This is a genomic window from Nocardioides sp., assembly GCA_037045645.1.
Classification (GTDB): Bacteria; Actinomycetota; Actinomycetes; order Propionibacteriales; family Nocardioidaceae; genus Nocardioides.
In genome coordinates this window covers 1,106,920-1,132,675 of the sequence record JBAOIH010000001.1, presented here as the reverse complement: position 1 = coordinate 1,132,675, position 25,756 = coordinate 1,106,920, and the positions used below count along the sequence as shown (strand labels likewise).

Annotated in this window: 27 protein-coding genes and 3 pseudogenes; 10 read left to right on the top strand and 20 right to left on the bottom strand. The window is 68.3% G+C overall.

Annotated features, from left to right (window positions below; translation table 11 throughout):
• Positions 1–3: 3 nt before the first annotated feature.
• Together V9G04_05580 and metF are read right to left on the bottom strand one after the other, a co-directional pair.
• Positions 4–618 carry an SIMPL domain-containing protein gene (locus tag V9G04_05580; protein ID MEI2712766.1) on the bottom strand — a complete coding sequence of 205 codons (615 nt, stop codon included), beginning with the start codon at positions 616–618 and terminating at the stop codon, positions 4–6.
• Positions 619–628: 10 nt separating this feature from the next.
• Positions 629–1,519, bottom strand: a complete 891-nt coding sequence (metF, locus tag V9G04_05575) for a methylenetetrahydrofolate reductase [NAD(P)H] (protein ID MEI2712765.1) — start codon at positions 1,517–1,519, stop codon at positions 629–631.
• 80 nt (positions 1,520–1,599) lie between these two features.
• Between metF and V9G04_05570 the strand changes: the two genes are divergently transcribed.
• A complete protein-coding gene (locus V9G04_05570; protein MEI2712764.1) occupies positions 1,600–2,664 on the top strand; it encodes a polyprenyl synthetase family protein in 1,065 nt (354 codons plus the stop codon).
• Here V9G04_05570 and V9G04_05565 read toward each other — a convergent pair whose 3' ends face one another.
• The 3 genes from V9G04_05565 to V9G04_05555 are packed head-to-tail and all read right to left on the bottom strand — an operon-like array spanning position 2,665 to position 3,905.
• Positions 2,665–3,087, bottom strand: coding sequence for a barstar family protein (locus V9G04_05565; GenBank protein MEI2712763.1), 423 nt, complete (start codon positions 3,085–3,087; stop codon positions 2,665–2,667).
• On the bottom strand, positions 3,084–3,527 hold the full coding sequence (locus V9G04_05560; GenBank protein ID MEI2712762.1) for a ribonuclease domain-containing protein: 444 nt from the start codon (positions 3,525–3,527) through the stop codon (positions 3,084–3,086). Before V9G04_05560 ends, V9G04_05565 begins: the two co-directional genes overlap by 4 nt.
• Positions 3,528–3,530: 3 nt before the next feature.
• Positions 3,531–3,905: an Rv2175c family DNA-binding protein gene (locus V9G04_05555; protein MEI2712761.1), complete on the bottom strand. Its 375-nt coding sequence runs from the start codon at positions 3,903–3,905 to the stop codon at positions 3,531–3,533.
• 116 nt (positions 3,906–4,021) lie between these two features.
• Between V9G04_05555 and pknB the strand changes: the two genes are divergently transcribed.
• The 3 genes from pknB to V9G04_05540 all read left to right on the top strand — a co-directional run bounded on the left by pknB (position 4,022) and on the right by V9G04_05540 (position 8,208).
• Positions 4,022–6,085 carry a Stk1 family PASTA domain-containing Ser/Thr kinase gene (pknB, locus tag V9G04_05550; GenBank protein ID MEI2712760.1) on the top strand — a complete coding sequence of 688 codons (2,064 nt, stop codon included), beginning with the start codon at positions 4,022–4,024 and terminating at the stop codon, positions 6,083–6,085.
• A gap of 200 nt (positions 6,086–6,285) precedes the next feature.
• Positions 6,286–7,332 (top strand): 3-deoxy-7-phosphoheptulonate synthase, encoded by a 1,047-nt coding sequence (gene aroF, locus V9G04_05545; protein MEI2712759.1) that lies wholly within the window; start codon positions 6,286–6,288, stop codon positions 7,330–7,332.
• 48 nt (positions 7,333–7,380) lie between these two features.
• Positions 7,381–8,208, top strand: coding sequence for a hypothetical protein (locus V9G04_05540; GenBank protein ID MEI2712758.1), 828 nt, complete (start codon positions 7,381–7,383; stop codon positions 8,206–8,208).
• A gap of 45 nt (positions 8,209–8,253) precedes the next feature.
• Here the strand turns inward: V9G04_05540 and V9G04_05535 are convergent.
• The 4 genes and pseudogenes from V9G04_05535 to V9G04_05520 all read right to left on the bottom strand — a co-directional run bounded on the left by V9G04_05535 (position 8,254) and on the right by V9G04_05520 (position 10,977).
• Positions 8,254–9,583 (bottom strand): annotated as a pseudogene (locus tag V9G04_05535) (3-deoxy-7-phosphoheptulonate synthase class II).
• A gap of 73 nt (positions 9,584–9,656) precedes the next feature.
• The gene (locus V9G04_05530) at positions 9,657–9,824 is read right to left on the bottom strand and encodes a hypothetical protein (GenBank protein ID MEI2712757.1); all 168 of its coding nucleotides are present in this window, start codon (positions 9,822–9,824) and stop codon (positions 9,657–9,659) included.
• Between the two features lie 24 nt (positions 9,825–9,848).
• Positions 9,849–10,100 (bottom strand): annotated as a pseudogene (locus tag V9G04_05525) (amino acid permease).
• 97 nt (positions 10,101–10,197) lie between these two features.
• Positions 10,198–10,977: pseudogene (locus V9G04_05520) on the bottom strand (APC family permease).
• A 252-nt stretch (positions 10,978–11,229) separates the two neighbouring features.
• Between V9G04_05520 and V9G04_05515 the strand changes: the two are divergent.
• The 4 genes from V9G04_05515 to V9G04_05500 are packed head-to-tail and all read left to right on the top strand — an operon-like array spanning position 11,230 to position 14,714.
• Positions 11,230–12,429, top strand: a complete 1,200-nt coding sequence (locus V9G04_05515) for a pyrophosphate--fructose-6-phosphate 1-phosphotransferase (protein MEI2712756.1) — start codon at positions 11,230–11,232, stop codon at positions 12,427–12,429.
• Positions 12,426–13,247, top strand: coding sequence for a DUF1028 domain-containing protein (locus V9G04_05510; protein MEI2712755.1), 822 nt, complete (start codon positions 12,426–12,428; stop codon positions 13,245–13,247). Before V9G04_05515 ends, V9G04_05510 begins: the two co-directional genes overlap by 4 nt.
• Positions 13,244–13,963 (top strand): FGGY family carbohydrate kinase, encoded by a 720-nt coding sequence (locus tag V9G04_05505; protein ID MEI2712754.1) that lies wholly within the window; start codon positions 13,244–13,246, stop codon positions 13,961–13,963. The genes V9G04_05510 and V9G04_05505 overlap by 4 nt, the downstream gene beginning before the upstream one ends.
• Positions 13,911–14,714, top strand: coding sequence for an FGGY-family carbohydrate kinase (locus V9G04_05500; protein ID MEI2712753.1), 804 nt, complete (start codon positions 13,911–13,913; stop codon positions 14,712–14,714). Before V9G04_05505 ends, V9G04_05500 begins: the two co-directional genes overlap by 53 nt.
• Positions 14,715–14,861: 147 nt before the next feature.
• On the opposite strand, the gene V9G04_05495 is transcribed toward V9G04_05500, so the two are convergent.
• From V9G04_05495 to V9G04_05465, 7 genes are all read right to left on the bottom strand, one after another.
• Complete coding sequence (locus tag V9G04_05495; protein ID MEI2712752.1) at positions 14,862–15,758, bottom strand: hypothetical protein; 897 nt, start codon at positions 15,756–15,758, stop codon at positions 14,862–14,864.
• Positions 15,755–16,849, bottom strand: coding sequence for a hypothetical protein (locus V9G04_05490; GenBank protein MEI2712751.1), 1,095 nt, complete (start codon positions 16,847–16,849; stop codon positions 15,755–15,757). Before V9G04_05490 ends, V9G04_05495 begins: the two co-directional genes overlap by 4 nt.
• Positions 16,846–17,334, bottom strand: coding sequence for a hypothetical protein (locus V9G04_05485; protein MEI2712750.1), 489 nt, complete (start codon positions 17,332–17,334; stop codon positions 16,846–16,848). Before V9G04_05485 ends, V9G04_05490 begins: the two co-directional genes overlap by 4 nt.
• A 193-nt stretch (positions 17,335–17,527) precedes the next feature.
• Complete coding sequence (locus V9G04_05480; protein ID MEI2712749.1) at positions 17,528–18,175, bottom strand: response regulator transcription factor; 648 nt, start codon at positions 18,173–18,175, stop codon at positions 17,528–17,530.
• 22 nt (positions 18,176–18,197) lie between these two features.
• Entirely contained in the window at positions 18,198–18,713 is a 516-nt protein-coding gene (locus V9G04_05475) for a flavin reductase (GenBank protein MEI2712748.1), read from the bottom strand.
• Complete coding sequence (locus V9G04_05470) at positions 18,710–19,825, bottom strand: DUF5931 domain-containing protein (protein ID MEI2712747.1); 1,116 nt, start codon at positions 19,823–19,825, stop codon at positions 18,710–18,712. Before V9G04_05470 ends, V9G04_05475 begins: the two co-directional genes overlap by 4 nt.
• Positions 19,822–20,601 (bottom strand): lysophospholipid acyltransferase family protein, encoded by a 780-nt coding sequence (locus tag V9G04_05465; GenBank protein ID MEI2712746.1) that lies wholly within the window; start codon positions 20,599–20,601, stop codon positions 19,822–19,824. Before V9G04_05465 ends, V9G04_05470 begins: the two co-directional genes overlap by 4 nt.
• 59 nt (positions 20,602–20,660) lie before the next feature.
• Between V9G04_05465 and V9G04_05460 the strand changes: the two genes are divergently transcribed.
• Positions 20,661–21,440, top strand: coding sequence for an alpha/beta fold hydrolase (locus V9G04_05460; protein MEI2712745.1), 780 nt, complete (start codon positions 20,661–20,663; stop codon positions 21,438–21,440).
• Here the strand turns inward: V9G04_05460 and V9G04_05455 are convergent.
• The 4 genes from V9G04_05455 to V9G04_05440 are packed head-to-tail and all read right to left on the bottom strand — an operon-like array spanning position 21,437 to position 23,719.
• The gene (locus V9G04_05455) at positions 21,437–21,895 is read right to left on the bottom strand and encodes a hypothetical protein (protein MEI2712744.1); all 459 of its coding nucleotides are present in this window, start codon (positions 21,893–21,895) and stop codon (positions 21,437–21,439) included. The genes V9G04_05460 and V9G04_05455 overlap by 4 nt on opposite strands.
• Positions 21,892–22,848, bottom strand: a complete 957-nt coding sequence (locus tag V9G04_05450) for an ROK family protein (protein MEI2712743.1) — start codon at positions 22,846–22,848, stop codon at positions 21,892–21,894. The genes V9G04_05455 and V9G04_05450 overlap by 4 nt, the downstream gene beginning before the upstream one ends.
• Complete coding sequence (locus tag V9G04_05445; protein MEI2712742.1) at positions 22,845–23,258, bottom strand: hypothetical protein; 414 nt, start codon at positions 23,256–23,258, stop codon at positions 22,845–22,847. The genes V9G04_05450 and V9G04_05445 overlap by 4 nt, the downstream gene beginning before the upstream one ends.
• A 26-nt stretch (positions 23,259–23,284) precedes the next feature.
• Positions 23,285–23,719, bottom strand: coding sequence for an SRPBCC family protein (locus V9G04_05440; GenBank protein ID MEI2712741.1), 435 nt, complete (start codon positions 23,717–23,719; stop codon positions 23,285–23,287).
• Between the two features lie 119 nt (positions 23,720–23,838).
• On the opposite strand from V9G04_05440, the gene V9G04_05435 reads away from it, so the two are divergent.
• The gene (locus V9G04_05435) at positions 23,839–25,731 is read left to right on the top strand and encodes an AMP-dependent synthetase/ligase (protein ID MEI2712740.1); all 1,893 of its coding nucleotides are present in this window, start codon (positions 23,839–23,841) and stop codon (positions 25,729–25,731) included.
• The last annotated feature ends 25 nt before the right edge of the window (positions 25,732–25,756 follow it).

Genomic DNA, 25,756 nt, shown 5'->3' with positions numbered 1-25,756 from the left:
AGGTCAGAGCAGCGCCCACGTCACCGTGACGCTGGCCGGGACCTGGCGCTCGCCGGGCTCCAGCGAAGCGTCCTTCATCGCCATCATCCGCTCGGCGCCCCCGAAGGCCACGGGCGCCTCGGCGTGCCCCGGACCCTCGCTCACGCGCAGCACCTGCCCGACCGACAGGCCCGCGTGCTGGGCATACTGCTCGGCCCGCTCGCGGGCATCATTCATGGCCGCATCGCGGGCTCGCGCCAGCGCTGCGGAGGGATCCGAGACCGACAGCCCGACGCCGTCGATGACCATCCGCTCCCCCACTTCGGCGGCGACCTCGGTAATCAACGCTCCCGCCTGGGTCAGGTCCGCCAGGGTCACGCTCAGACTGTGTCGGCACTCCCACCCGACCTGCTGACCCTGGTTGTCGTGCGCCGGCCAGACCACCAGGTCCCGGGTCGAGATCCGGGTGCGTTCGGTGTGACGCTGCGCGATCTCGACGATCGTGTCGACCGTCGTGCTCACCACGGCGAAAGCCTCACCCACATTAGCGGCCCGCTGTACCGCAGCCAGGCGTACGGTCGCCTCATCGGGCACCGCGCTGGCCTGACCGATCCCCGTGACGGTGACGGTCGCGTCCATAGCGGCCTCCTCAGACTCCGAGTCGCAGCGCCTCGAGGATCTCTCGGGTCGCCTTGGAACGATTGAGGGTATAGAAGTGCAGGCCGGGCGCACCACCGTCGAGCAGTTCCTCGCACAGCTCGACTGCCACCCGAATGCCTTCGGCGCGCATGGCAGCGGCGTCGCCTTCGTGAGCACCGATGCGCGCGACGATCTCTGCCGGCACCTCCGTCCCGATCAACTCACCCTGCCGCTGGATGGCACTGATGTTGAGGATCGGCATGATGCCGGGGACGATCGGGATGTCCACGCCGCGCTCGGCCAGCCGCTCGACGAGGTCGAAGTAGTCCGAGGCCCGGAAGAACATCTGGGTGACCGCGAACTCGGCCCCTGCCGCTGCCTTGGCGGCCAACACGTCGGCGTCGTGGTCGAGCGAACTCGACGCCGGGTGCTTCTCGGGGAAGGCAGCCACCCCGATGCGGAAGATTCCGCGATTGGCGGCCAACTCGACCAGCTCGTTGGCGTACGTCAACCCACCCTCGGTGGGCGTCCACTCTGCGCGCGGGCCTTCTGCCGGATCGCCACGCAACGCCATCAGGTGCCGCACCCCGGCGTTGGCATATTGATCAAGGATCTCCTCGATCTCGGCCCTGGTGTGGCCGACGCAGGTCAGGTGCGCGACCGGCACCATCGACGTCTCGTGAGCGATGCGACCGGTGATCCGTACGGTCGTGTCGCGCGACGATCCTCCGGCGCCGTAGGTCACCGACACGAACGTCGGCTTCAGCGGCTCCAACTCGCTGATCGAGCGCCACAGGACTTCTTCACCCTCGGCGTCCTTGGGCGGGAAGAACTCGAAGGAGAACGACCGCTCACCGCTGTCGAGCAGTTCGCGGATGCTGCGGCCGATTCCAGGAGTCACGTTGCGCAAGCCTAGGTGTTGCGCAGGACGAAACACAGGCTGTCCAACCTTCGAAAGGGTCACACACTAGGGTCGGCGAGGTGACGGACTGGGATCCCGCCGCCTTCGCCGCGGCCGTGCAGACCGAACTCGACGCGTTCTTGGACCGTCAGGCCGAGCGGCTCGGTCCGCTCGGCGCGGACGCCGAACGCCTGCTGGCACAGGCCAGGCAGGCGGTGGCGGGCGGCAAGCGCTTTCGTGCGACCTTCTGCTGGTGGGGCTATCGAGCCGTACGGCCCGAGCCGGTCGACACCGACGCGCTGGTGCGCGCCTGCGCATCCCTGGAGTTGTTGCATGCCAGCGCGCTGGTCCACGACGACTACATGGACGCGTCCGAGACCCGCCGGGGCCGCCCGGCCGTGCACCGCTTCTTCGCCGAGGAGCACGCGGGCGCCGGCTGGCCCGGAGACTCGACCGGCTATGGCGCCGCCGCGGCGATCCTGTTGGGGGACCTCCTGCAGGCCTGGGCAGACGAGTTGCTGCGTCTGTGCGGGCTGCCGGTCGCCGAAGTGGCCTCCGCTTTGGAACTCTTCGACCACACCCGGACCGAGGTGATCGCCGGACAGTTCTTGGACGTATCCGTGCAGGCGCGCGGACACAGCGACGTCGACGAGGCGATGCGGGTGCTGAGATTCAAGTCCGCGAAGTATTCGGTGGAACGGCCGCTGCACATCGGCGCCGCGCTAGCGGGCGGCGGGCCGAAGGCGCTGCGCGACCTCACGGCGTACGGCCTTCCGCTCGGCGAGGCCTTCCAGTTGCGCGACGACCTGCTCGGGGTCTTCGGTGACCCCGACGAGACCGGCAAGCCGGCGGGAGACGACCTCGTCGAGGGCAAACGCACCGTGTTGGTCGCGCTGGCTCTCGACGGCGCCTCCCCCTCGGATCGCGACCGGCTCAACCGGGCGCTCGGCACCGAGTTGGGACAAGCCGACGTGGCCGCACTGCGGCGGATCATCGTCGACGCGGGCGCGGCTGCTGCCGTCGAGGATGCGATCGCGGCGTTGACCGACCGCGCACTGAGCGCGCTGGCGCAGGCCGAACTCGACGCGGGCGCCAAGGACGTCTTGCGAGAACTCGCCGCGACCGTGACGGACCGGACCGTCTGACTAGTCCAACTCCTCGATGCCCGGCAACTCTGGTCCGTCGCCGCGCAGCAACACCGTGAACGCTCCCCCACGGTCGGCATTCACGCGCGACCCGAGCACGCTCAGCGCGACCGAGAAGGCGCGCTCGTCCTCACGCGCCAGCGGTCCCCAACCGTCCCAGAGCAGCACCGTGTCGGCCGCGACGTCGTGCAGGCAGTCAGCCAACGCGTCGAAGTTCTGTCCGTAATAGTCAGGGAAATCCAGGGCTTGCCCGATCGCGGCGAGGAAGTCGGCTTTCGAGTCACCGCGCCACCCGTCGACGTGCGCGAAATGCTGTCCGGCGTGCTCCACGGTGTGCCGGATCTCCTCGGCGCTGTAGGCGCTGTGCCACAGATAGATGCCAGGCGCACGACGTCGCGCCAAGATCCCCGCCAGACCGCTCATCGCCTGATCCTCTCGAAGCTCTGGTAGTGGTTGGCCGTGTAATAGAACTCGCCACCGTCACCGGTCACGATCCGCTTGGCGCCGCGATGGCTCAATCCGGGAGTCACCACGGTGTATTCGCGGTAATAGCCGCGCTGGTGGTCGGGCAGGATGCCCTCGAAGTTGCCGAAAGTGTCGTCGTCCTTGTCGTACGGGAACGGGCCACCCTCGTCGATCAACGCCAACGTGTCACGCGCCTGGTCCGGCAGTGCGGACTCCTCGATCCAGGCCAGCCCGGATTCGGGGTCGGTTTCACCGCTTTGACCCGAAGTGGGACTCGTCGAATGCGACGCGCGGACGTCTTGTCGTACGGGCTCCTCGCCACCCTGCTGACTCCACCACCACAGCCCCAGCACCAGGGCGGCTAGCGCAAGGATCGCCCAGGACTTCCGATCGGTCACGGGTCAGAAACCGAGCGCCTGGGCACGGCGTTTGACCTCGGAGCCGCGGTTCTCGCGCAGCGCGTCGATCGGTCGACCGGGCAGGTCCTGGTCCTCGAAGATCCAGGCGATCTTCTCCCGATCGTCGAAACCGGCGTCGTGGAGCACGGTCAGCAGTCCCGCCAGGCCCTTGACCGGGAGGCCGTCGCTGAGGAACAGCGCAGGCACCTGCTGTCCTGCGCGGTGAAAAGGCACCGCGGCGGCGAGTTCGTGATCGCGGATCATCGTGCGCACCTTGGCGACGGTGACACCGAGTTGGCGAGCCGCCTCGGCCCAATCGATCCATTCCTCCACCCGCTCGGCGAGGTCGACCTCCGACAGCGGCACCGCATCACTCATGGCCCGAACTCTGCCACGCGCCACGCCGGGTGTCGCGCAACGCCATCTGGCTGGCGCCGGTCCGTAGAATCGCGAGGAGTCGCCGGCGTCTTCCCCGCCGGGCAGGAGGTCGAAGCGTGCAGTCACGACGTGACACCACTGTGGCGCGACCGGACGCGATGACCGGCCGCACGCTGGAGGGGCGCTATCTGCTCGGCGAGCGGATCGCCCGCGGTGGCATGGCAAGTGTCTACCTGGGCACCGACATCCGCCTCGACCGCACCGTCGCGGTCAAGATCATGCACCCGGGTTTGGGTGACGATGCGGAGTTCGCGGCCCGGTTCGTACGCGAGGCGCGCTCGGCAGCACGGCTGTCCCATCCCCACATCGTGGCGATCCACGACCAGGGCACCGACGAGGGCATCGCCTTCTTGGCGATGGAGTACGTACCCGGCCAGACCCTGCGCGACGTGATCGCCGACAGCGCCCCGTTGGCACCCACTCGGGCGCTGGCGATCCTCGAACCCGTCGTATCCGCCATCGCGGCGGCCCACCGCGCGGGGTTGATCCATCGCGACGTCAAACCCGAGAACGTCCTGGTCTCCGACGATCGCAGCGTCGTCAAGGTCGCAGACTTCGGACTTGCCAAGGCGATCAGCGCCGACACCCAGCACACGGTCACCGGCGGCGTCCTGATCGGCACGGTGTCCTATCTGGCGCCCGAACTGGTCACCGACGGCAAAGCCGACGAACGCGCCGACGTGTACGCGCTCGGGGTGCTGCTCTTCGAACTGCTCACCGGCCAGAAGCCGCATGAGGGAGAAACGCCGATCGCGGTGGCGTACAAGCACGTCCACGCCGACGTGCCCGCCCCCAGCACCGTCGCCGAGGACATCCCCGACTACGTCGATGCTCTCGTGGCCCGCGCCACGTCACGCGACCGGACCCAGCGACCTGCCGATGCGGGCGTACTCCTGCATCTGGTGCGGCGGGTCTCCCAGGCACTGCGCGACGGGGTGGAGACCGACGACGACCTGACCGCCGACCTGCGGCCGCGTCCGGTCTGCGTCGACTCGGGCGAGGCCCATCGGCCCGAGGACACCATCCCGGTCGCCGCTCCCGAAGCGGCCTTCTTCTCCGGACGGGAGCCCGAGATCGCCCCGCCCGTCCCACGCGAGCACACCACCACGATCGAGGCCACGTCGCGCGAGGACGCCCACGAGGTCGTTCCCGCGTCGCCGCGCCCCGTGGCGCACCCGACCGGCCGGGCTCCGTCTCCCCCGCGCTCGGTCGTCGTCCAACCGCGCAGTCGATCACGGCGCGGCCCGATCGTGCTGCTGCTGATGCTGGCGCTGATCGCCGGTCTGACCGGCGCGGGCTACTGGTGGGCGGTGGCGCGCTACACCAGCACGCCGGCCCTGCTGGGACTGACGGCACAGCAGGCCGACGCCAAGTTGGCCAAGGCCGGGCTCCAGGGCCGCGAGGGGCCCCCCGACTTTTCCGAGACCGTGCCGGCCGGGCAGGTGCTCCGCACCGACCCGGAGCCCAGCGCCCGAGTGCTCGACCACGGCACGGTCACGCTGATCTTGTCGCTGGGCAAGGAGAGGTACGACGTCCCACCCCTGAAGGGCAAGACCGAGGACGCGGCCCAAGACGCGCTCCAGGACACCCACCTGAGTTTCGGCAAATCCTTGGCACGCTGGCACGAGGAGATCCCCGCCGGCCAGGTGATTCGCAGCATCCCGCCCGCAGGCAAGACGCTGCGCCCGGGGACGGCCGTCGATCTGGTCGTCAGCAAGGGTCCCAAGCCCATCTCGATCAAGGACTGGACCGGCAAGAACGCCGCGCGCGCGACCTCGGCGATGCAAGCCAAGGGGCTGGTAGTCACGGTGACGGACGAGGTCTTCTCCGACACCGTCGACGAAGGCAAGGTGATCTCGCAGACCCCCGCCTCGGGCACGCTGCACAAGGGCGACGAGGTCACGTTGACGGTGTCCAAGGGCCCCGAGTTGATCGAGGTGCCGGGCGGGCTCAAGAGCAGCGGGGTGGCCGATGCCACGGCCAAACTGGAGGCGCTCGAGTTCGTCGTACGCACCGAGCCGTCGGCGATCTATCTCGGCCTGGGCTATGTCTCGGGCAGCGATCCGGGTTCGGGGGCGATGGTGCCCAAGGGTTCGACCATCACGCTCTATCTCGTCTGAGTCCTGCTCGTCCGCATCCTGGATCCTCACGCGCGCGTCGTGGGCGAGGTCGTAGGGTCCTCCCATGCGTCGCTATTTCTTCGGACACCTGCCGGGAGCACCCGTGCCGGTCGTTCACTGACGCATCCGACACCCCACACGCCCCGGTCCGACCGGGGCGTTCGTGCGTCCGGGCCGGACCACGAACGAGAGGAACCCCCATGGTCATCGTGATGAGCCCCGAGGCCACCGACGAGGATGTCGCGGCAGTCGTCGCCAAGGTCGAAGGAGTCGGCGGCGAGGCCTTCGTCTCCAAGGGCGTCGTACGGACCATCATCGGTCTGGTCGGCGACGTGGACTCCTTTCACCACCTCAACCTGCGCACTTTGCGTGGTGTCGCGGACGTCCATCGGATCAGCGACCCCTACAAGTTGGTCTCACGGCAACACCATCCGGACCGTTCGACGGTGTGGGTCGGGCGAGCCGGCCACCGGGTGCCGATCGGTCCGGACACCTTCACCTTCATCGCCGGTCCGTGTGCGGTGGAGACGCCGGAGCAGACTCTCGAAGCGGCCCGGATGGCACAAGGTGCCGGCGCCACGATCATCCGGGGCGGCGCCTACAAGCCGCGCACCTCGCCGTACGCGTTCCAGGGCCTGGGCGTGCGCGGACTGGAGATCCTGGCGGACGTCCGCGAAGCCACCGGTCTGCCGGTCGTGACCGAGGTGGTCGACGCCCGCGACGTGCCGATCGTCGCCGAATACGCCGACATGTTGCAGATCGGCACCCGCAACATGGCCAACTTCGGCCTGCTCCAGGCAGCCGGGGAGGCGGGCAAGCCGGTGCTGCTCAAGCGCGGGATGACCGCGACGATCGAGGAGTGGCTGATGGCGGCCGAATACATCGCCCAGCGCGGCAACCTCGACGTGGTGCTGTGTGAGCGCGGCATCCGGACGTTCGAGCCGAGTACGCGCAACACCTTGGACATCTCCGCCGTTCCGGTGATCCAGGCCAGCAGCCACCTGCCGGTGATCGTGGACCCGTCCCACGCGGCCGGACGCAAGGACCTGGTCGTGCCGTTGTCGCGCGCCGCGATCGCGGTCGGCGCCGACGGCGTCATCGTCGACGTCCACCCCGAGCCCGAGGTCGCGCTGTGCGACGGCCCCCAGGCGCTCCTCGGCGGTGACCTGCGCGACCTGGCCACGGCTTGTCGCAAACTGCCCGCCGCAGTGGGTCGAGTCGATGCGGGGACACGGGTGCGTTCCTGACGTCGCATGGTCCCCTAGAGTGTCCGCACCCGGTGAGCAAGGAGCCCCATGACCGAGTGCCGCACCTGCGCGACGTCGATCCCCGACGACGCTGAGGCCTGCCCCAATTGCGGTCGCGCGACCTCGTGGACCGACGACGTGGATTGGGACGAGTCCCCTGGCGCGCCGGCGTGGATCGCGTGGGCCGTCGTCGCCGGAGTGCTGGTCGCGACCTTCCTGCTCGGTGCCTTCCTGATCACCCAGGCACCCGCGCCCAGCAAGCCCGAGGCCAAGGACAAGACTTCGGTCACGTCGACGGAACCGACCAAGGCCACCGAACCCGAGGCTTCCGAACAGACCCAGGACAGCGAACCCACGACGTCCGAGTCGGCAGAGACCGGCCCTACGGCCGATCCGTCTCCGATCGCCGAACTCGCTACCGCCGAGGTGCCCGGCTCCGCACCGCCCAACAACGATGTCGACGGCACCCAGGTGACCTTCGGCGGCGAGAACCTCATCGACGGCGACCCCGAGACCGCGTGGCGCCAAAGCGGCGATGCCACGGGGAGCACGATCACCCTGCGCTTCCCTCAGGAGGTCGACGTGACCTCGGTCGGCATCATCAACGGCTGGGCGAAGACCACCACGAGCACCAGCGGCACCGACTACGACTGGTATCACTCCAACCGTCGCGTCCTCGCCGTCGAATGGCTGATCAACGGCGAGACCTATTCGCAGACCCTGATCGATGCCACCGGCTACCAGGCTCTCGACGTGACTCCCACCCGTACCGCCGATGTGCAACTGCGCATCGTGTCGGTCTCCTCGCCGGGCTCGGTGAACCCGCGCGACTTCACCGCGATCGCAGAGATCGCGGTCAGCGGCGTCGCCGACTGACGAGGAGTCACAAACTCTCGCCGAGGGGTCACGAACGCGCGTACGTCAGGCCTTGCGCAGCATCTGTGCGACGAGGAACGCCAACTCCAAGGACTGCACGCGGTTGAGTCGCGGGTCGCACACCGACTCATAGCGATGGGCCAGTGCTGCCTCGTCGAGCGACTCGCCACCACCGACGCACTCGGTGACGTCGTCGCCGGTGAGCTCGACGTGAACGCCGCCGGGCCAGGTGTCCAGCGCGCGGTGCACGTCGAAGAAGCCCTGCACCTCCTCGATGACATCCTCGAAACGACGGGTCTTGTATCCCGACGACGCCTCGAAGGTGTTGCCGTGCATCGGGTCGCACACCCACGCCACCGAGATGCCCTCGGCCTTGACCTTCTCGACCAGCGCCGGGAGGGCGTCACGGATCTTGCCGGCGCCGAAACGGGTGATGAAGGTGAGCCGTCCCGGCACGTTCTCCGGGTTGAGTTTCGACGCGTACGCAAGGGCGTCGTCCGGCGTCGTGGTCGGGCCGAGCTTGATGCCGATGGGGTTGCGCACGCGCGAGAGCAACTCGATGTGGGCGCCGTCGAGTTGACGGGTGCGCTCGCCGATCCACAGGAAGTGACCCGACACGTCGTACGGCAATGCGGTGCGCGAGTCGATCCGCGTCATCGCGTGCTCGTACTCCAACAGCAGCGCCTCGTGGCTGGAGTGGAAGTCGACCCGGTGGAACTCGTCGGGATCAGCGCCGATCGCTGCCATGAACTGCAACGCCCGGTCGATCTCGCTCGCGACCTTCTCGTACGCCTGTCCGGCCACCGAGTCTCGTACGAAATCGGTGTTCCAGGTGTGCACCTGACGCAGATCGGCATAGCCGCCGGTCACGAATGCGCGCACGAGGTTGAGGGTTGCGGCCGAGGAGTTGTAGACGTCGAGCAAGCGCTGAGGATCGGGCTCACGGGCCGCGGCGGTGAAGTCGAAACCGTTGACGGCGTCGCCGCGGTACGCAGGGAGCGTGAGGCCGTCGCGGGTCTCGTGGTCAGACGATCGCGGCTTGGCATACTGCCCGGCCAAGCGGCCGAGCTTCACCACGGGCACCGACGCGGCGTACGTCAGCACGACCGCCATCTGCAAGAGCACTCGGGAGCTTGTTGCGTACGTTGTCGGCCGTCACGCCCGCGAAGGTCTCGGCGCAGTCGCCGCCTTGGAGCAGGAACGCGCGGCCCTGCGCCACCTCACCGAGTTTGGTGGTGAGTTCGTCGCACTCGCCCGCGAACACCAGCGGCGGCATCGTCCGCAGCCGGGACACGGCGGCGTCGACGGCGGCGGAGTCGGGGTAGCGGGGCTGCTGAGCGGCGCCGAGGCCGTGCAGCGTGGCCAAGTCGGGGATCTGGGACCCAGAGTCGTCGGGAAGCAGCACCGCACCAGCGTACGGCGCGCTCCCCGCCCTCCTCGATTCGCCGTCAGCCGCCGAGATGATCGACGTCGCGGAAGCCGGTCTTCTTCGCGCGTACGCCACGGTTGGTCAGCCAGGTGATCGCCCACAGCACCACGCCGATGGCCAACATGCCGCCGGCGATCTTGTAGACGATCGGGTCGCGTTCACCCCATGGGATCAAGATCAGCGCCACCGAGAAGATCGCGCCGAGCAGCGGGGTCGGTCCGGGCGAGCGGAAGAAGCCCTCGGTCTCGGTGTCGCGGCGCAGCACCAGGCAGGCGATGTTGACCACCGTGAAGACACCAAGCAGCAAGAGTGCCGTCGTCGTCGAGAGTTGGCTGACGACCGGAGAATCCGACTGGGTCGCGACATACCAGATCAGGCCCAACGCCAGCAGGGTGCTGAACAGGATGCCCATGTAGGGCGAACGTCGGTTGGGCGAGACCTTGCCGAGCGTACGCGGGAGCACGTCCTGGTTGGCCAGGCCGTAGAGCAGAACGGCTTGCCATCAGCATGTTGATCAGCGCGGTGTTGGCAACCGCGAACACCGCCAGGAACGGGAAGATCTTGTCGATCGGGAAGTCGGGCGCGCCCTTGCTGACCACTTCGAGGAGGGCTCGGCCCTCCGATTCGTTGATCTGCTTCAACTCGCCTGGGGACAGCACGGCCACGACCGAGACCGCCACCAGCATGTAGATGATGACCGCGATACCCAGGCCCGTCAGCATCGTGCGCGGGAAGATCCGCTCCGGCTTCTCGACCTCCTCCACCATGTTGACCGAGTCCTCGAACCCGACCATCGCGAAGAACGCGATCGACGTGGCAAGGGTGATCGCCATGAACATGCCCTTGTCCTGCAGGTCATCGAAGACGACGACGCGGCTGAAGTCCCCGTCGCCGCGGGCGATCGCATAGAAGCCGACCAGGATCACGATGGCCAGTGCCGTCATCTCGACGAGGGTCAGGATGACGTTGAACTTCACCGACTCGCCCACACCACGTAGGTTGATCAGTGCGAGCAGGATCATGAAGCCCATTGCGATCGCCATGATGGTGCCCGTCCCCGGCACCTGATCGATCCAGCCGTTGACCTCCAGTCCGCCCATCAGGTTCTGGGCCAACACGTTGGCCGAGGTCGAAGCGCTCGTGATGCCCGAGCAGACCACGGCGAAGGCGACCAGGAAGGTGACGAAGTGGATCCCGAAGGCTTTGTGCGTGTAGAGCGCCGCCCCTGCCGCCTGCGGGTACTTGGTAACCAACTCCAGGTACGACAGCGCGGTCATCGTGGCGACCACGAAGGCCAGGAGGAACGGCAGCCACACCATCCCGCCCACACCGCCGGCCATCTGGCCCGTCACGGCGTACACGCCGGCGCCGAGGATGTCACCGATGATGAAGAGAAGCAGCAGTTTGGGACCCATCACCCGCTTGAGGTCAGGCTCGGGACCGTTCAGATCGGGTTCGACATCTGCGGTTGCGCTCATGGCTTGCCTCCACTCCGAGTTTGCGACCGGTCTAGACCGATCTCATCGGCTCATCGTGTCCCAGATCACACACCCCTGTCACGCGCCACGCCCGTACGAAACTAGGGTGGAGTCGTGACCAAGCGAGTTGCCCTCCTGACCGCGGGCGGTTACGCCCCATGCCTCTCCTCCGCCATCGGTGCTCTGATCGAGACGTACGACGCGCAGGACCACGACGTCGAGATCATCGCCTACCGACATGGCTACCACGGCCTGCTGACCGGCAATTCGGTGGAGATCGGACCCGAGGTCCGTGCCAACGCCGCGGTGTTGCATCGCTTCGGCGGCAGCCCCATCGGCAACAGCCGCGTGAAGCTCACCAACGACGCGGACTGCCGCAAGCGCGGTCTGATCGGTCCCGACGAGACCGCCCTCGAGGTGGCCGCTCGTCGGCTGCGCGAGGACCGGATCGACATCCTGCACACCATCGGCGGCGATGACACCAACACGGCGGCGGCCGACCTCGCGGCGTACCTGGAAGAGCAGGGCTCACATCTGACCGTGGTCGGTCTGCCCAAGACCATCGACAACGACATCGTGCCGATCCGTCAGTCCCTGGGTGCGCAGACGGCGGCCGAGCAGGCCTCGCTGTTCGCGCAGAACATCCTGGCCGAGCACGGCTCCAGCCCGCGGATGCTGATCGTGCACGAGGTGATGGGCCGTGCCTGCGGTTGGCTCACGGCGGCCGCCGCTCGTGACTACATGGCCTGGCACGCCGAGCAGGAGTGGCTGCCCGAGATCGGTCTGACGCCACAGAGGTGGGCGATCCACGCGGTGTACGTGCCCGAGACGCACATCGACCTGGACGCTGAGGCCGAGCGCCTGAAGGCCGTGATGGACGAGATCGGGTGCGTCAACATCTTCCTCGCCGAGGGCGCGGGGGTCGAGGACATCATCGCGAGCCTGGAGGCGTCGGGCGAGGAGGTCGCACGTGATGCGTTCGGCCACGTCCAGTTGGACACGATCAACCCCGGTCGCTACTTCGCCGACTCGTTCGCCAAGCGGATCGAGGCGGAGAAGAAGATGGTGCAGAAGTCCGGCTACTTCTCCCGGTCGGCCCGCGCCAACGACACCGACCTCGCGCTGATCCGCGAGATGGCAGAGTTGGCCGTCGAGTCCGCGATGCGCGGCGAGCCAGGTCTGATCGGACAAGATGAGGAACGTGGCGACGAGTTGCGTGCCGTCGAGTTCGAACGCGTGGCGGGCCACAAGGCCTTCGACGTGTCCCAGCCGTGGTTCCAGGAGCTGCTGAAGAAGATCGGGCAGTCCGCATGACCTTCTCCATCGTGGCGCGATCCGACGACGGCGAGTCGTGGGGCGTCGCGGTGGCGTCGAAGTTTCTGGCTGTCGGCTCGGCGGTACCGGCCGCTGTCGCCGGTGTTGGTGCGATCGCGACCCAGGCCGACGCCAACGTGGCGTACAAGGGGCTCGCGCTGGCCCACCTCGACGAGGGCGCGAACGCGGAGGTGGCATTGCAGCGTCTCCTCGAGGAGGACCCCGGACGTGAGCATCGGCAGGTCGGCATCGTCGACTCGGACGGCAACGCCGCCTCGCATACGGGCACGCAGTGTTTCGACTGGGCGGGCTCGCGTACGGCCGACGGAGTCGCCATCCAGGGCAATATCCTGGCCGGTGAGCATGTCGTCGACGCGATGCTCGACGCCTGGCACGCCAGCGCCGGGCAGACACTCGACCGGCGTCTGCTGGCCGCACTCGCCGCAGGCGACCAGGCCGGTGGCGACAAGCGCGGACGGCAGGCCGCCGCACTCTTCGTCGTACGCGAAGAGGCAGGCTACGGCGGCAACGACGACGTGGCCGTCGACCTGCGCGTGGACGATCACGCCGACCCGGTGACCGAGTTGAGCCGCCTGCTCGACCTCAACGACCTCTATCTGACCGCGTCCACGGACGAGGAACGCGTCGCGATCACGCCCGCGCTCCATGACGAGATCATCAGCCTGGTCAATGCCGCGGGACACGACGACTTGTGGGCGTGGGTCGGCACCGAGAACTACGAAATGCGGGTCGATCCCGCGGGGCAATGGATCGACCGCCGGGTGCTGGCGATCCTGCGTGGGGAGGAGAAGCCGTGAGCGTGCTCGCGATCGACGCAGGTACGACCGGGGTCACCGCTGTCGTGGTCTGCGACGACGGCCGCATCGCGGCCAAGGGCTATCAGGAGTTCGCCCAGCACTTCCCCAAGCCCGGCTGGGTGGAGCACTCCCCCGAAGAGATCTGGCAGGCAACCCTGGAGTCCACCCGCGAGGTGCTCACCAAGGTCGACGCCGGCGAACTGAAGGCGATCGGCATCACCAACCAGCGTGAGACGGTCCTGTTGTGGGATCGCGAGACGCTCGGCTCCCCGCGACGCGCCATCGTGTGGCAGGACCGGCGTACGGCCGACATCTGCAACCGGCTTCGCGACGAGGGCCACGAAGACCGGGTCTCGCTGCTGACCGGGCTGCGGCTGGACCCGTACTTCTCCGGCACCAAGCTCACCTGGCTGGCCGAACACGAGCCACACACCTGGGCGCTGGTGGAGCAGGGCCGCTACGCGGTCGGCACGGTGGACTCCTATCTGATTGCGCGGATGACGCGCGGACTGCACCACGTCACCGACGTCTCCAACGCCTCACGCACGCTGCTGTTCGACCTGGAGGCCGGCGAGTGGTCCGACGAGTTGTGCGCACTCTTCGGCGTACCCCGCGACTGCCTGCCCGAGGTGGTAGCGAGTTGGGGCGAGGTCGCGACGACCGATCCGCGTACGTTTCTCGATCTCGAGCTTCCCGATCGCCGGCATCGCCGGTGACCAACAGTCTGCCCTCTTCGGCCAGACGTGCTTCGACGTCGGGGACTCCAAGTGCACCTACGGCACCGGCTCGTTCATCCTGACCAACACCGGCACGCAGGTCGAGCGCTCCGAGGCGGGTCTGCTGTCCACCGCCGCCTGGCGCTCACCCGACGGGGAGATGACGTACGCCAACGAGGGCGCGATCTTCGTGACCGGTGCCGCCGTGCAGTGGTTGCGGGACGGACTGCAGATCGTCGGCTCGGCCGCCGAGACCGAGGCGATCGCGCGTACGGTCGATGACAGCGGCGACGTGGTCTTCGTGCCTGCGCTGACCGGGCTCGGTGCCCCGCATTGGGATCCACACGCACGCGGCCTGATCATCGGGATCACCCGGGGTACGACCCGCGCCCACATCGTCCGCGCGACCCTGGAGGCGATCACCTTCGAGGTGCGCGACGTGCTCGACACGATGCCCAAGGTGGGGGCGCTGCGGGTGGATGGCGGGGCTTCGGCCAACGACCTGCTGTGCCAACTGCAAGCCGACCAGATCGGCGTCCCCGTGCAACGGCCGAAGCTTGTCGAGACCACCGCGCTCGGGGCGGCTTTCCTGGCCGGCCTCGGCACCGGGGTGTGGTCGTCGACCGACGAGTTGCGCCAGACCTGGGCCTTGGATCAGGAGTTCACACCGGCGGGTGATCGGGCCAAGGTCGACGCCGCACACGCGCGCTGGCGCGAGGCGGTCACCCGCAGCCTCGGCTGGGCGACCTGACCCAGGAGTGGTTTCGAGACGGCGCGACGCGCCTCCTCAACCACCGATCCGGGGTCGCCAATTCGGTGGTTGAGGAGCGAGCGCACGCGAGCGTCTCGAAACCACCGGGCACGCAAGGGTGGTTTCGAGACGGCGCTACGCGCCTCCTCAACCACCGATCAAGTCGGCGAGCGCGGCGTCGGCCGTCTCCTTGTCGAGCGTGCGCTGGGCGACCTCGGCCACGGCATCGTCGACTCCAGTCTGTGCCAGGGTGAGCGCCGCATCCGCCTGATCCGCTGCTGCTTCACGGCCGACCAGTTCTGCACGCAATTCCTCGATCTCGGCTTCCAGTTGCAGGACGGCCGCCTGTCGTTGCGACAGTTGGCCCTCGGCGCGGGTGACAGCGCGTTGCGCGGCACGCAGCGCCTGGTCGGCCTCGCGGACCCGCTGGTGCGCAGCCTTCACCTCGGCCGGGTCGGGCCCCGGTGGCGGTGGCACGATCGTGAGCTGTGGCCTCGCGACCGGTGCGGCCGCCCGTGCCGGCGCCGCGAAACCCAGCGCCTCCGGAATCGCCAGTACGGCGCCCACGTCGAGGTCGTCGAGACCGGTGGCTCGCAGCGCCCCGGTGAGCAGCCCACTGCGTACGGCAGCCGCCGCATCGGCGTTGAGCATGGCTGCGGTGAGAGTGGATTCGACCTGATCCGCCACCGCGTCGCTGACCTTCACGCCCGCCTCCCCCGCGACGGTGCGCGCGATAGCGGTGACCGCAGCGGTGAGTGCTCGCCGCTGGCGGGTGAGGGTTCGCAGTTCCTCACCGTCGAGCGCTGCCGCGGCCTCGCGCAGCGACTCCCCCATGTCGAGGATCTGACCGACCTGCTCGGATTCGCGACGCACCAGGAGGTTGACGACGTACGCGGCCACGGATGCTTTGGGAAGCCGTTTGATCGCCGCCGCGAACGTCTTGTCGGCCCGGTGCTCTCGCACCAAGGCGTCCCGCGCCGCGGTGAACTCACCCGGCGGCAACGCATAGAGATCGTCTGCCAGCGCGAGGAGCGCGTCGTTCATCGACGCTGGCCGAGGAACTCGGGCTTGGTCTTGCCCTCGACGAAGCCCACCTGATAGCAGATGCCTGCCGGGTCGCAATCCCAATAGCGCACCCCGTCGCCCTCGGGCTGTCCGATGAAGGCCGAGCCATCGCTGTCGAGCGTCACTTCTGTGCCCTCGGCCGACGGGACCGCGAGAGGCAGCGGCGCGACCCGGGTCTGGGTGGGGCGCAACGACAAGGTGCCGTCGGTCTGGCGCGCTCCCTCGAAGGTCAGTCTGGACGTCTCCGTCGCCGCCGCGGCCGCGCGCCACTGGCGATCAAGACCGGAGTCACCGCGCAACGCCATCCGGCCCTGCCCCTGGAGCAGCACGACGCGGTTGCGTACGTCGAGAACGGGAGCGTCGGCGACCGGACGCCAGCGCGCTCTGGGGCCGTCAGCCGGGGTCAAGACCAAAGATCCGGACGGCGTGTCGAGGAAGACGTGGCCGAAATCGAGGCCGACCACCTGCACGTCCTGGCAGGCATCGCCCGAGCACGGCACCGGATAACTGCCGATCAGTCGAGCCGATCCGGAGAGCCCATAGACCGAGACCGAGACGCCCTTGGCACTGCGGGTGACCCACGCCAGATCGGGTCGGTAGGCATCGAACACGACCGACGGCGTGAATTCGGCGGGGTGCGCGGGCGCGGCTGCGAGAGTGCTCACCGAGCCGTCCTGGCTGAGCATTCGTACGGCCTGGTCGTCGCTGAAGAACACCACTCCATACAGGGTGGGCACGGCAGCCGAACTCAGGTCCTTGACCAGGGCGCGATCGAAGTGTTCTCCACCCAGATAGATCTCGTCGTCGGAGAAGAAGCCGCGGGCTCCGCCGGCGAAGTTGAGCACGGGCAGTTCGGTCTGCTCTGGTGTCGGCGCCGGAGGGCGCTGGGTCACCGCGACCACGAGCGCCACGCAGGCCACGACTGCGGCCGTCGCCAAGGCCATGGCGAGCAACCGCATCCGGCGCGGCCGAATCCCCGCCTTGCGGATCTCGTCGAGGTCAACGGAAGGCGCCGAGAGGCTTCCGAGGTGACGTTCGAAGGTCTCCCGGACGGTCAGCCGAAGGCTCATACGCGCTGCCGGGTCGGCTTGGCCGGGGCGATCAGAACCTGACGCAGAGCCGACATGGCCTCCGCCAACCGTGCCTGACCGGCCTCGCGCGACATCCCGCAGGCAGCCGCCATGTCCTCCAGGGAGAGATTCTCGTAGTGCGCCATCACCAGGAGCAATCGGTGCTCGGTCGACACTTCCTTCAACGCCGACCAGACGGTGTCGACGTCGACGACCTGCTCGTCCGGCGCTGCCGCTCTGGGGGTGGGCACAAGCGGGCGTCCGGGACGGGTCAGCAGGCGCTGCACCAGCAGGCGACGAAGCTCGACCTCGCGATTCTCCTGGCGCCGCAGTTGACGCCAGCCGGCGTACGCGTCGGCGTACGCAGCCTGAAGAGCCAGGCGTGCGGCTTCGGCGTCACGCGTCACCGCGAAGGCCGTGCGATAGGCCCGGTCGCGGGTGGAGTCGACGAAGGCGTCGAATCTGCGGTCGTACTCTCGGCGCATTTTCGTTCGTCTCCTTCCTCGGCCCTGCGAAATCGATGGGGGTAGTGCGACGTCTGGGAGAACAGCCTGCACCCATGCAGACGCACCAGTGACTCGATTGGTTGCCCGAAGGCTCGCCCTATTCTCTCCCATTTCCGCCGTTGATGCCTCCCCGACCTTCGGAGGGGAGTTGGCGCGGGCGAGCGCGACCGTCTCAGTCGTCGTCGAGACCCTGCTCGATGGCATAGCGGGTCAACTGCACCCTGTTGTGCAACTGCAGTTTGCGCAAGGTGTTCTGCACATGGTTCTGCACGGTGCGATGCGAGAGGACAAGTCGTTCGGCGATCTGCTTGTACGACATCCCCTTGGCGACCATCTTGAGCACCTCGATCTCGCGCGGCGTGAGCGCGGAGTCGTCGCTCTCGTCCGCATGCCGCAACTCCCCCAGCACCAGGCCCGCGAGGCCGGGTGTGAAGACGGGGACACCCTCGGCGACCCGACGTACGGCCTCGATGAGATCCCGACTGGAGGCCGACTTGACCAGGTAGCCCGTGGCCCCCGCTTTGACCGCCGCCAACACATCGGAGTGCTCGCCGGACGCGGACAGCACCAGCACCCGGGTGTCCGGACAGGATTCGGCGGCGGCCTGGGTCACCTCGACGCCGCTTCGCCCAGGCAGCTGCAGGTCCAGCACCAGCACGTCGGGGCGTACGGCTCCGAGTCGGGCCACTGCCTCGTCTCCGGTCGCGGCTACTCCGACGACATCGAATCCGGCAGTGATCAGGTCGCGTTCGACCGCGTCGCGCCACATCGGGTGGTCATCGACCACCATCACCCGCAACGGCTTGGTTTCCTCGTCCATGGGCCGAGCCTAGCCAAATCCGTCATTCGGGAGCCGGGCGCTGATAACGCCCGCGGCGATGGATCAGCGGCGCTCCCGCGCCAACGTTGAGGGCCTCGATCACGCAGGTCACCTCGCGCGACCAACCGACCGTACGCTCGCTCTCCAGCGAGACCAGGCACCACGTATCGAGGGTGCGCAGCCGCGGACCATAGTCGGTGTCTTCGAACTCGGCGAAGCGACGCCAACCACCGGGTGCCGGAGCCACCCCGGCAGCGATGTCCGCGAGGTCTCGCTGTGCCCAGTCCAGGACAGTGACGACGGCACGACCGGTCTCCCCCAGTCGTTCGCACAGGTCCGAGTCGGGGTCGAGCAGCGCGACGAGGCGTGCCGGATCTCCTGGCGCGACGAGCAGGGAGGTGACGGTCAGCACGGCTGCGGCGTCGCCCGAACCTGCCGCCCAGAGCGTCACGGCGCCACCGAGCGCGCCGCGCAACCTTCGCACCTGGTCGCGGTCGCCTTCCGGAGTGGCGAAGGGATGCCCCGAGTGGATCGTCATAGCGGGACCACGAGTTCCCACTCCGTGCCCCACGCACCGCTGGTCACCTCGGCGGTGCCACCCAGATCCTCGATCCGACCCCGGATCGACTGGCGTACGCCCAGGCGACCCTGCGAGGCAGCTTCCGCGAGTCTCCCCTCGGCGATGCCAGGCCCTTCGTCACGGATCGAGACCACGACCTGATCCGCCTCGCGCTCCAACAGGATCCAGGCCGACGCCTCGGATCCCACGTGCTGGCGGATGTTGTCCAAACAGGCACCGACGGCGGCGACCACTTCGGAGGTACGCCCCGCATCCAGCACGACGGGCTCGCCCGGCACGGCCACGCTGACTCGAGGTCCGGCCATCGCCTGCAACGCCACTGCAAGGTCGGCATCGGCGGCATCGTGATCAAGAGAGTCCTGGCTCTGGATCAACGCCCGCAGCCGCACTTCCTGCTCGGCGGCCAGGGCGCCGAGTTCGCTGTCACCACCGGGCTGGCCTCCTCGTCGTTGAGCCAGGGCCAGGACCTGGAGCACTCCGTCATGGACCGCCCGCGCCAACCGGGTCCGCTCCTGCTCGACCGCGGCAACCCGCAGCGCCTCCTCACGCGCTCGGGCCATCGCGACCAGCGAGTCCGTCAGATAGCCGACCATGGCGCCCGCGAGCAGCAGGAGGAACACGTTGGCGAAGTCATGTTGGGCCAGGTGGGTGCGTACGCCGAGGTCGACAGCCGAGATGACCACGGCGGCGGCGAGGCCGCCCGGCCAGCGCCATTGCACCGCCCAGGCGAGCAGGGCGCCCACCACCCAGAAGCCGGGGAAGCTGGCATTGAAGTCCGGACCCTTGAGCACCGGAGTCGAGAACAGCATCGCGACCGCGACCGTCAGGTCGGCGACCAACAGGGCCGAGGTTCGCCTGGTCCTGCTGCGGTAGGCCCACAGCACGAAGAACGTCCAGGCGCACAACACGATCAGGCAGGCGACGGTAAGGCCCTGACGCTCGAAGTTGGCCCACCGCCAGACCGTCAGCGCGGCCGTGTGGACCAAGAGCACCAAGCGCAGCACCGCGAGGGCGTCGAAGAGGCGGTCCTCGACGACCGTCTCGGGACGCGTGGGCGCCGCGGCGCTCAGGACGCCTTCCTCGCCTCGTCGTCGTCGCTGGTGTCGCCCGCCTCGGCCTTCGCCTCGGCCTTGGCCTTGCGAGCGGCCTCCTTGGCCTCCTTGTCCGCCTGGTGGGCCAACTGCTTGGCCCGGCCGGCGTAAAGGTCGACGTACTCCTGCTGGGACAGCCGCATGATCTCGTACATGATCTCGTCGGTGATCGAGCGGAGGATGAAGCGGTCGTTCTCCAGGCCCTCGTAGCGGGAGAAGTCCAACGGCTTGCCGAAGCGGACTACGGGACGGGTGAAGGACCCGAACTTCTTGCCGGGAGGAGCCACCACATCGGTGCCGACCACCGCGACCGGGATCACCGGAACCCGGGTCTCCAGCGCCAAGCGCGCGACGCCGGTCTTGCCGCGATAGAGCCGACCGTCGTGGCTGCGAGTGCCTTCGGGGTAGATGCCGAAGAGTTCGCCCGCGTCGAGGATCCGGGTAGCGGACGCGAGCGCGCCCTCGGCGGCCGAGGCGCTCGTACGATCGATCGGCACCTGACCCGCGCCCGAGAAGAACAGCTTCTGGAACCATCCCTTGATGCCCGGGGTGGTGAAATATTCAGCCTTGGCCACGAACGTCACTCGGCGCTGCAGGGTCAGCGGCATGAAGAGCCAGTCGGCGTACGACAGGTGGTTGCTGGCCAGGATCGCCGGGCCGCTGTCGGGCACGTTCTCCTCACCCTCGGTGACCGGGCGGAAGATCACCCGGAGCAGGGGCCCGAGTGCCACCCACTTGAGGAACCAATAGAACACGCTGTCGACCTTTCACCGCGCGCTACGCAACGGATAGACCCTAGTGCAGAATCGGCGCCATGCCGATTGCCGATCATGTCCAAGAGCACGCCCAGCCGTTCTCGTCGCCCGCCGATCCGGCCAGGACCGGCGGTCGCCGAATCGGAATCCTGGTGTCCCACGGGTTCACCGGCTCACCACATTCGGTGCGTCCTTGGGCGCAACGCTTCGCTGCGCAGGGGTACGCCGTCGAGATGCCTCGGCTGCCCGGACACGGCACGACCTGGCAGGAGATGAACAAGACCGGCTGGGCCGACTGGTACGCCGAGATCACCCGCGCCTTCGAGAAGTTGGCGGCCGAGAACGACGAGGTCGTCGTGGCCGGTCTGTCGATGGGTGGCGCCCTGGCGCTGCGGACCGCTGCCGACCACCCGGACCGGATCGCGGGGGTGATCCTGGTCAATCCTGCGGTCAACTCCGAGCGCAAGGACATCAAACTGCTGCCGCTGCTCAAACACGTCGTGGCAGCGTTCCCCGCCATCGGCAACGACATCAAGAAGCCCGGAGGAGAGGAGTACGCGTACCCGAAGACCCCGCTGCGCGCGGCCGACTCGATGTTCTCGGCGTACAAGGTGTTGCGCGGTGACCTCTCGCGGATCACGGCTCCGATCCTCTACTTCCGCTCGATCGACGACCACGTGGTGGATCCGTCGTCGTCACGCATCATCGGTGCCAGCGTCTCCAGCAGCGATTACACGGAGCGGTTGCTCCAGGACAGCTATCACGTGGCCACGCTGGACAACGATGCCGAGGCGATCTTCGACGAGTCACTGGAGTTCGTGGCCCGGGTCACCGGTTAGACCTTTGCCCCGTTGTCCCAGGGTTCGCGCGGGCCGCGCGGCATCGTGAAGACCAGGTAGGCGAAGCCGCCGACGGCCCAGACCAGGCAGGCGTACGCGAGCATGGGCGGCGGAGTCGTCCCGATCAGCGCGAGCGCGAGCATCAGCAACGGGACTACGGTGACCCCCGCCCACGCCACCAGCCGCGGCGGCTCGGGCCGGACCATCGCCGGCGGTGGCGGCGGGACGAAGTCCTCGTCGTCGTCCCACTTCGGCGCGAAGATGTCGAGGCCGGGCACCGGTTCGAAGAGGTTGCGCCCCGACCCAGCCTCGTCGCGAGGGGCCGCGTCGTGGGGCGTCGGCTGCTCAGGCGTCGGCTGGTCCGGGGTCTCCTCCAGCCAGGCGCGTTCCCCGAAATTGTCGACGATGTCGCGCCAGGCGCGGTCGAGGTCGGGTTCGTCCTCGCGCGGGTTCATTGCTCCAGCGTAGGCGTCCGAGCCAGCACCGCGGCCCCGATGGCACCCGACAAAGGACCGGACTCGGCGGGCACGAGCCGCGGCACGGGGCGCGCGTCGCCACCGACGAGGGATCGCGCGAGGGCCGCCCGAGCAGGTTCGAGCAGCCGCTCGCCCGCGGCCGAGACGCCGCCGCCGACGACGATCACCTCGGGGTCGAGAGCCGCGGCGACGTTCGCCGCTCCGACGCCGAGCCAGTCGCCGATCGAGGCGAAGGCGGACTTGGCGACCAGGTCACCTGCCGCAGCGGCCTGACTGATCATCGGGCCGGTCAGGCGTGTGACGTCCCCTTCGGTCATCTCCTCCAGGAGTGTGGGACCTCGGCCCCAACCCTGCTGGACGTGTCGCACCAGTGCGTTGCCGGAGGAGTACTGCTCCCAGCAGCCCCGTTTGCCACACTCGCAGGGCGCCCCGTCGGGGACGACCTGCATATGGCCGAACTCTCCGGCCATCCCATGCGCCCCCCTCAGCACGCGTCCCTCGATCAGCACCGCACCGCCGATGCCGGTCCCGAGGGTGATCATCACGGCCAGACGTGCGCCACGCGCAGCGCCGTACGTCGCTTCGGCCAGCGCCGCGCAGTTGGCATCGTTGTCGAGTTCGACAGGCGTCTGGAGACGAGCGGCCAGCCGTTCTCGTACGCGTTCGCCGCGCCACGGCAGGTGCGGGGCGAACATCACCCGCTCCCCCTCGGCATCCACGAATCCAGCGGCAGCGATCCCGACGCCTCGCAGCGGCGCTCCGGCGGCGACCTCACGCACCGCAGCAACCAGCGTGTCCTCCACGACGGCCACCTCCACCCGCCGACCGGGCGTACGCAGTGTGGCCGAGCGCACCACCCTTCCCTGGTCGTCCACCACCGCCGCGAGCACTTTCGTACCGCCGATATCGACGCCCACCCAGAGCGGTGTCATGCGTCGCTCCGGTCGTCCTCGTCACCTGGTTCGGGGCGTGCCTCCCGGCGACGCGCATCGTGCTGTTCCTTCAGATCCGGAGCGCTCGCCAAGACGCCGGCCGCGGCCTCCAACAGAGCGCCTCCGGCGACCCGGAGGTGCGCGCGCACCTCCGGACTGGTCTCCCGGAAGGCGTGGATGACCCGGCAGACGGGGCACACGCGACATTCGGCACTGCCCGTGGCGATGTGGTCGTTGAGGTCATGCGCGGCGGCCGCGGCACGGTCCGCCCACGAGGATGCACCGAATGCAGAGCCCTCGGATTGGTCGAAGAGAGCGCCGAACAGTTTCAGCGTCTCATCGGTGAGGCTGCCGACCTCCTCGTCACGGGATGCACCGCCTTCGGCGGCCTCCTCGTGTCCGTCGCTCACCAATTCCGCTCGACCCTCGCCCAGTCTCAGTCGGCGCGCTCGACGCGCTGCTTGAGGCCCTTGAGTGCGGTGTCGATGATGATCCGCTCACCCTTGCGCTTGATCATCCCGATCAACGGGATCGAGACGTCGAGGGCCAGGCGATAGGTGACCTCGGTGCTGCCACCGAGGTCGCGCAGCAGATACGCCCCGTCCATGTGGGTCAGCACGTTGCCCTCGACCAGCCGCCAGGTGACCCCGTCATAGCCGTCCCATTGGTATTCCAACGTGTATTCGTCTCGGATCGGCGGCACGTCGAGCAGGAAGTGGACACGGTCGGCCCAACCGTCGGTCTCGGAGCGCACCTCGGCGATCTTCACGCCCTTGGCCCACTCGGGGTATGCCGAGAAGTCGCCGATCACCTCCATGACGTCGGCGGGTTCCGCCTCGATGACGATCGAGGACGAAGTCTGTTCGGCCATTGTGTGCTCCACCTAGATCCGCTGGGCCAGCCCAAGGAGACTACCGCGCCACCCGGTCCTTTCCCGCACCGGGCGACCGGCATCCCTACGACATGGGATCGCCTGCGACACTGTCACGGTTGCCTGGCACCGTCGTGATCCCCGGAGGAACTGTGCGCGAGTTCGCCAACCCTTTGACCCACGAGATCCCACCCTCGGCGAACCTGACCGACGTGGTGGTACGCAACGCCTCGGAGCATCCCGAGGCCGTTCTGTTCTCCAGGCCGATCTCTGGGCCGGTCTCTGGGCCGGTCTCTGGGCCGGTCTCTGGGCCGGTCTCTGGGCCGGACTCTGGGCCGGCCGGCGACGGCTGGGCCGATGTCACCGCGGCGCAGTTCCGCGACGAGGTACGCGCGGTCGCCAAGGGACTGATCGCCTCCGGGATCGAGCCCGGGGACCGGGTGGCCCTCATCTCACGCACCCGTTATGAGTGGACCCTGCTCGACTACGCGATCTGGAGCGCCGGAGCGGTCACCGTGCCGATCTATGAGACGTCCTCACCCGAGCAGGTGTCGTGGATCCTCGGCGACTCCGAGGCCAAGGCCGTGATCACGGAGACCCCTGCCCATACCGCCAAGGTGACGAGCGTACGGACGGACCTGGCGTGTTTGCACCACGTGTGGGCGATCGAAGACAACGCCGTGGAGGTGTTGTCTCGGCTCGGCGCCGACGTGTCCGACGCGACCTGGGACGAACGCCGCCGCAGTGCCACCTCGCAGACCGCCGCCACGTTCGTCTACACCAGTGGCACCACCGGGAGGCCGAAAGGATGCGTCCTGACGCATGGCAACTTCCTGTTCGAGCTGACCGTCGCGACCGACGAACTCCACGTGCTCTTCGACGACCCGGACGCGTCCACGCTGCTCTTCTTGCCCCTCGCGCACGTCTTCGCCCGCATCATCCAGGTCGGTTGCGTGATGAAGCGGGTGCGGGTGCGCCACGCACCCGACATCCGCAACCTGGTCGATGACCTGGCCGAGTTCCAGCCCACCTTCGTGCTCGCCGTGCCGCGCGTGTTCGAGAAGATCTTCAACACCGCCTCGCAGCGCGCGACCGCCGATGGGAAGGGTGCGATCTTCCAACGCGCGGCCGACGCCGCGATCGCGTACTCACGCGGCCTTGAGGCCGGTCGGGTGCCGCTCTCGGTGCGCGCGCGGCACGCCGTGTTCTCCCGTCTGCTCTTCGGCAGATTCCGCGCCGCACTCGGGGGTCGATGCAGGTACGCCATCTCGGGTGGCGCGCCGCTGGGTGAGCGATTGGGCCACTTCTACCGGGGCGTGGGGCTGACCATTCTCGAGGGGTACGGCCTGACCGAGACCACGGCTGCGCTGACCGTCAACCTTCCCGACGCGGTGAAGGTCGGCACCGTCGGCCGGCCGCTGCCCGGCACGCACGTACGCGTAGCCCACGACGGGGAACTGCTGTTCCGGGGCGGGCAGGTCTTCTCGGGCTATTGGCACAATCCGGAGGCGTCCGCCGAGGCCCTCGACGACGCGGGATGGTTCCACACCGGAGATCTGGGCGAGATCGACGAGGAGGGATTCGTCCGGATCACCGGCCGCAAGAAGGAGATCCTGGTCACCGCAGGCGGCAAGAACGTCGCGCCAGGTCTCCTGGAAGACCGCGTACGCGCTCATCCGCTGGTGTCGCAGTGCCTGGTCGTCGGCGACGGTGAGCCCTTCATCGCCGCTCTCGTCACCCTGGACGAGGAACACCTGGCCCCCTGGGCCAAGGCCAACGGGCTGTCGGCCGAGCCGGCGGACCTGCTGCACGAACCCGCCTTGATCCGCGAGATCCAGGGGGCGATCGACGCCGCGAACGAGTCTGTCTCCAAGGCCGAGTCGATCCGCAAGTTCCGCATCCTGGCGCAGGACTGGACCGAGGAACGCGGCCACGTCACCCCCAGCCTCAAACTCAAACGAAACGTGGTGCTGCGTGAGTTCAAGGACGACGTCGCCGCGCTCTATCTGTGAGGCGGCCCTTGAGTTGGCCCGTGAG

What these genes read in the sequence shown, in the direction of transcription:
- V9G04_05580 (MEI2712766.1), bottom strand. Translation starts at nt 618, where the DNA reads ATGGACGCGACCGTCACCGTCACGGGGATCGGTCAGGCCAGCGCGGTG.
- V9G04_05565 (MEI2712763.1), bottom strand. Translation starts at nt 3,087, where the DNA reads ATGAGCGGTCTGGCGGGGATCTTGGCGCGACGTCGTGCGCCTGGCATC.
- V9G04_05555 (MEI2712761.1), bottom strand. Translation starts at nt 3,905, where the DNA reads ATGAGTGATGCGGTGCCGCTGTCGGAGGTCGACCTCGCCGAGCGGGTG.
- aroF (MEI2712759.1), top strand. Translation starts at nt 6,286, where the DNA reads ATGGTCATCGTGATGAGCCCCGAGGCCACCGACGAGGATGTCGCGGCA.
- V9G04_05540 (MEI2712758.1), top strand. Translation starts at nt 7,381, where the DNA reads ATGACCGAGTGCCGCACCTGCGCGACGTCGATCCCCGACGACGCTGAG.
- V9G04_05510 (MEI2712755.1), top strand. Translation starts at nt 12,426, where the DNA reads ATGACCTTCTCCATCGTGGCGCGATCCGACGACGGCGAGTCGTGGGGC.
- V9G04_05495 (MEI2712752.1), bottom strand. Translation starts at nt 15,758, where the DNA reads ATGAACGACGCGCTCCTCGCGCTGGCAGACGATCTCTATGCGTTGCCG.
- V9G04_05490 (MEI2712751.1), bottom strand. Translation starts at nt 16,849, where the DNA reads ATGAGCCTTCGGCTGACCGTCCGGGAGACCTTCGAACGTCACCTCGGA.
- V9G04_05485 (MEI2712750.1), bottom strand. Translation starts at nt 17,334, where the DNA reads ATGCGCCGAGAGTACGACCGCAGATTCGACGCCTTCGTCGACTCCACC.
- V9G04_05480 (MEI2712749.1), bottom strand. Translation starts at nt 18,175, where the DNA reads ATGGACGAGGAAACCAAGCCGTTGCGGGTGATGGTGGTCGATGACCAC.
- V9G04_05475 (MEI2712748.1), bottom strand. Translation starts at nt 18,713, where the DNA reads ATGACGATCCACTCGGGGCATCCCTTCGCCACTCCGGAAGGCGACCGC.
- V9G04_05460 (MEI2712745.1), top strand. Translation starts at nt 20,661, where the DNA reads ATGCCGATTGCCGATCATGTCCAAGAGCACGCCCAGCCGTTCTCGTCG.
- V9G04_05455 (MEI2712744.1), bottom strand. Translation starts at nt 21,895, where the DNA reads ATGAACCCGCGCGAGGACGAACCCGACCTCGACCGCGCCTGGCGCGAC.
- V9G04_05450 (MEI2712743.1), bottom strand. Translation starts at nt 22,848, where the DNA reads ATGACACCGCTCTGGGTGGGCGTCGATATCGGCGGTACGAAAGTGCTC.
- V9G04_05440 (MEI2712741.1), bottom strand. Translation starts at nt 23,719, where the DNA reads ATGGCCGAACAGACTTCGTCCTCGATCGTCATCGAGGCGGAACCCGCC.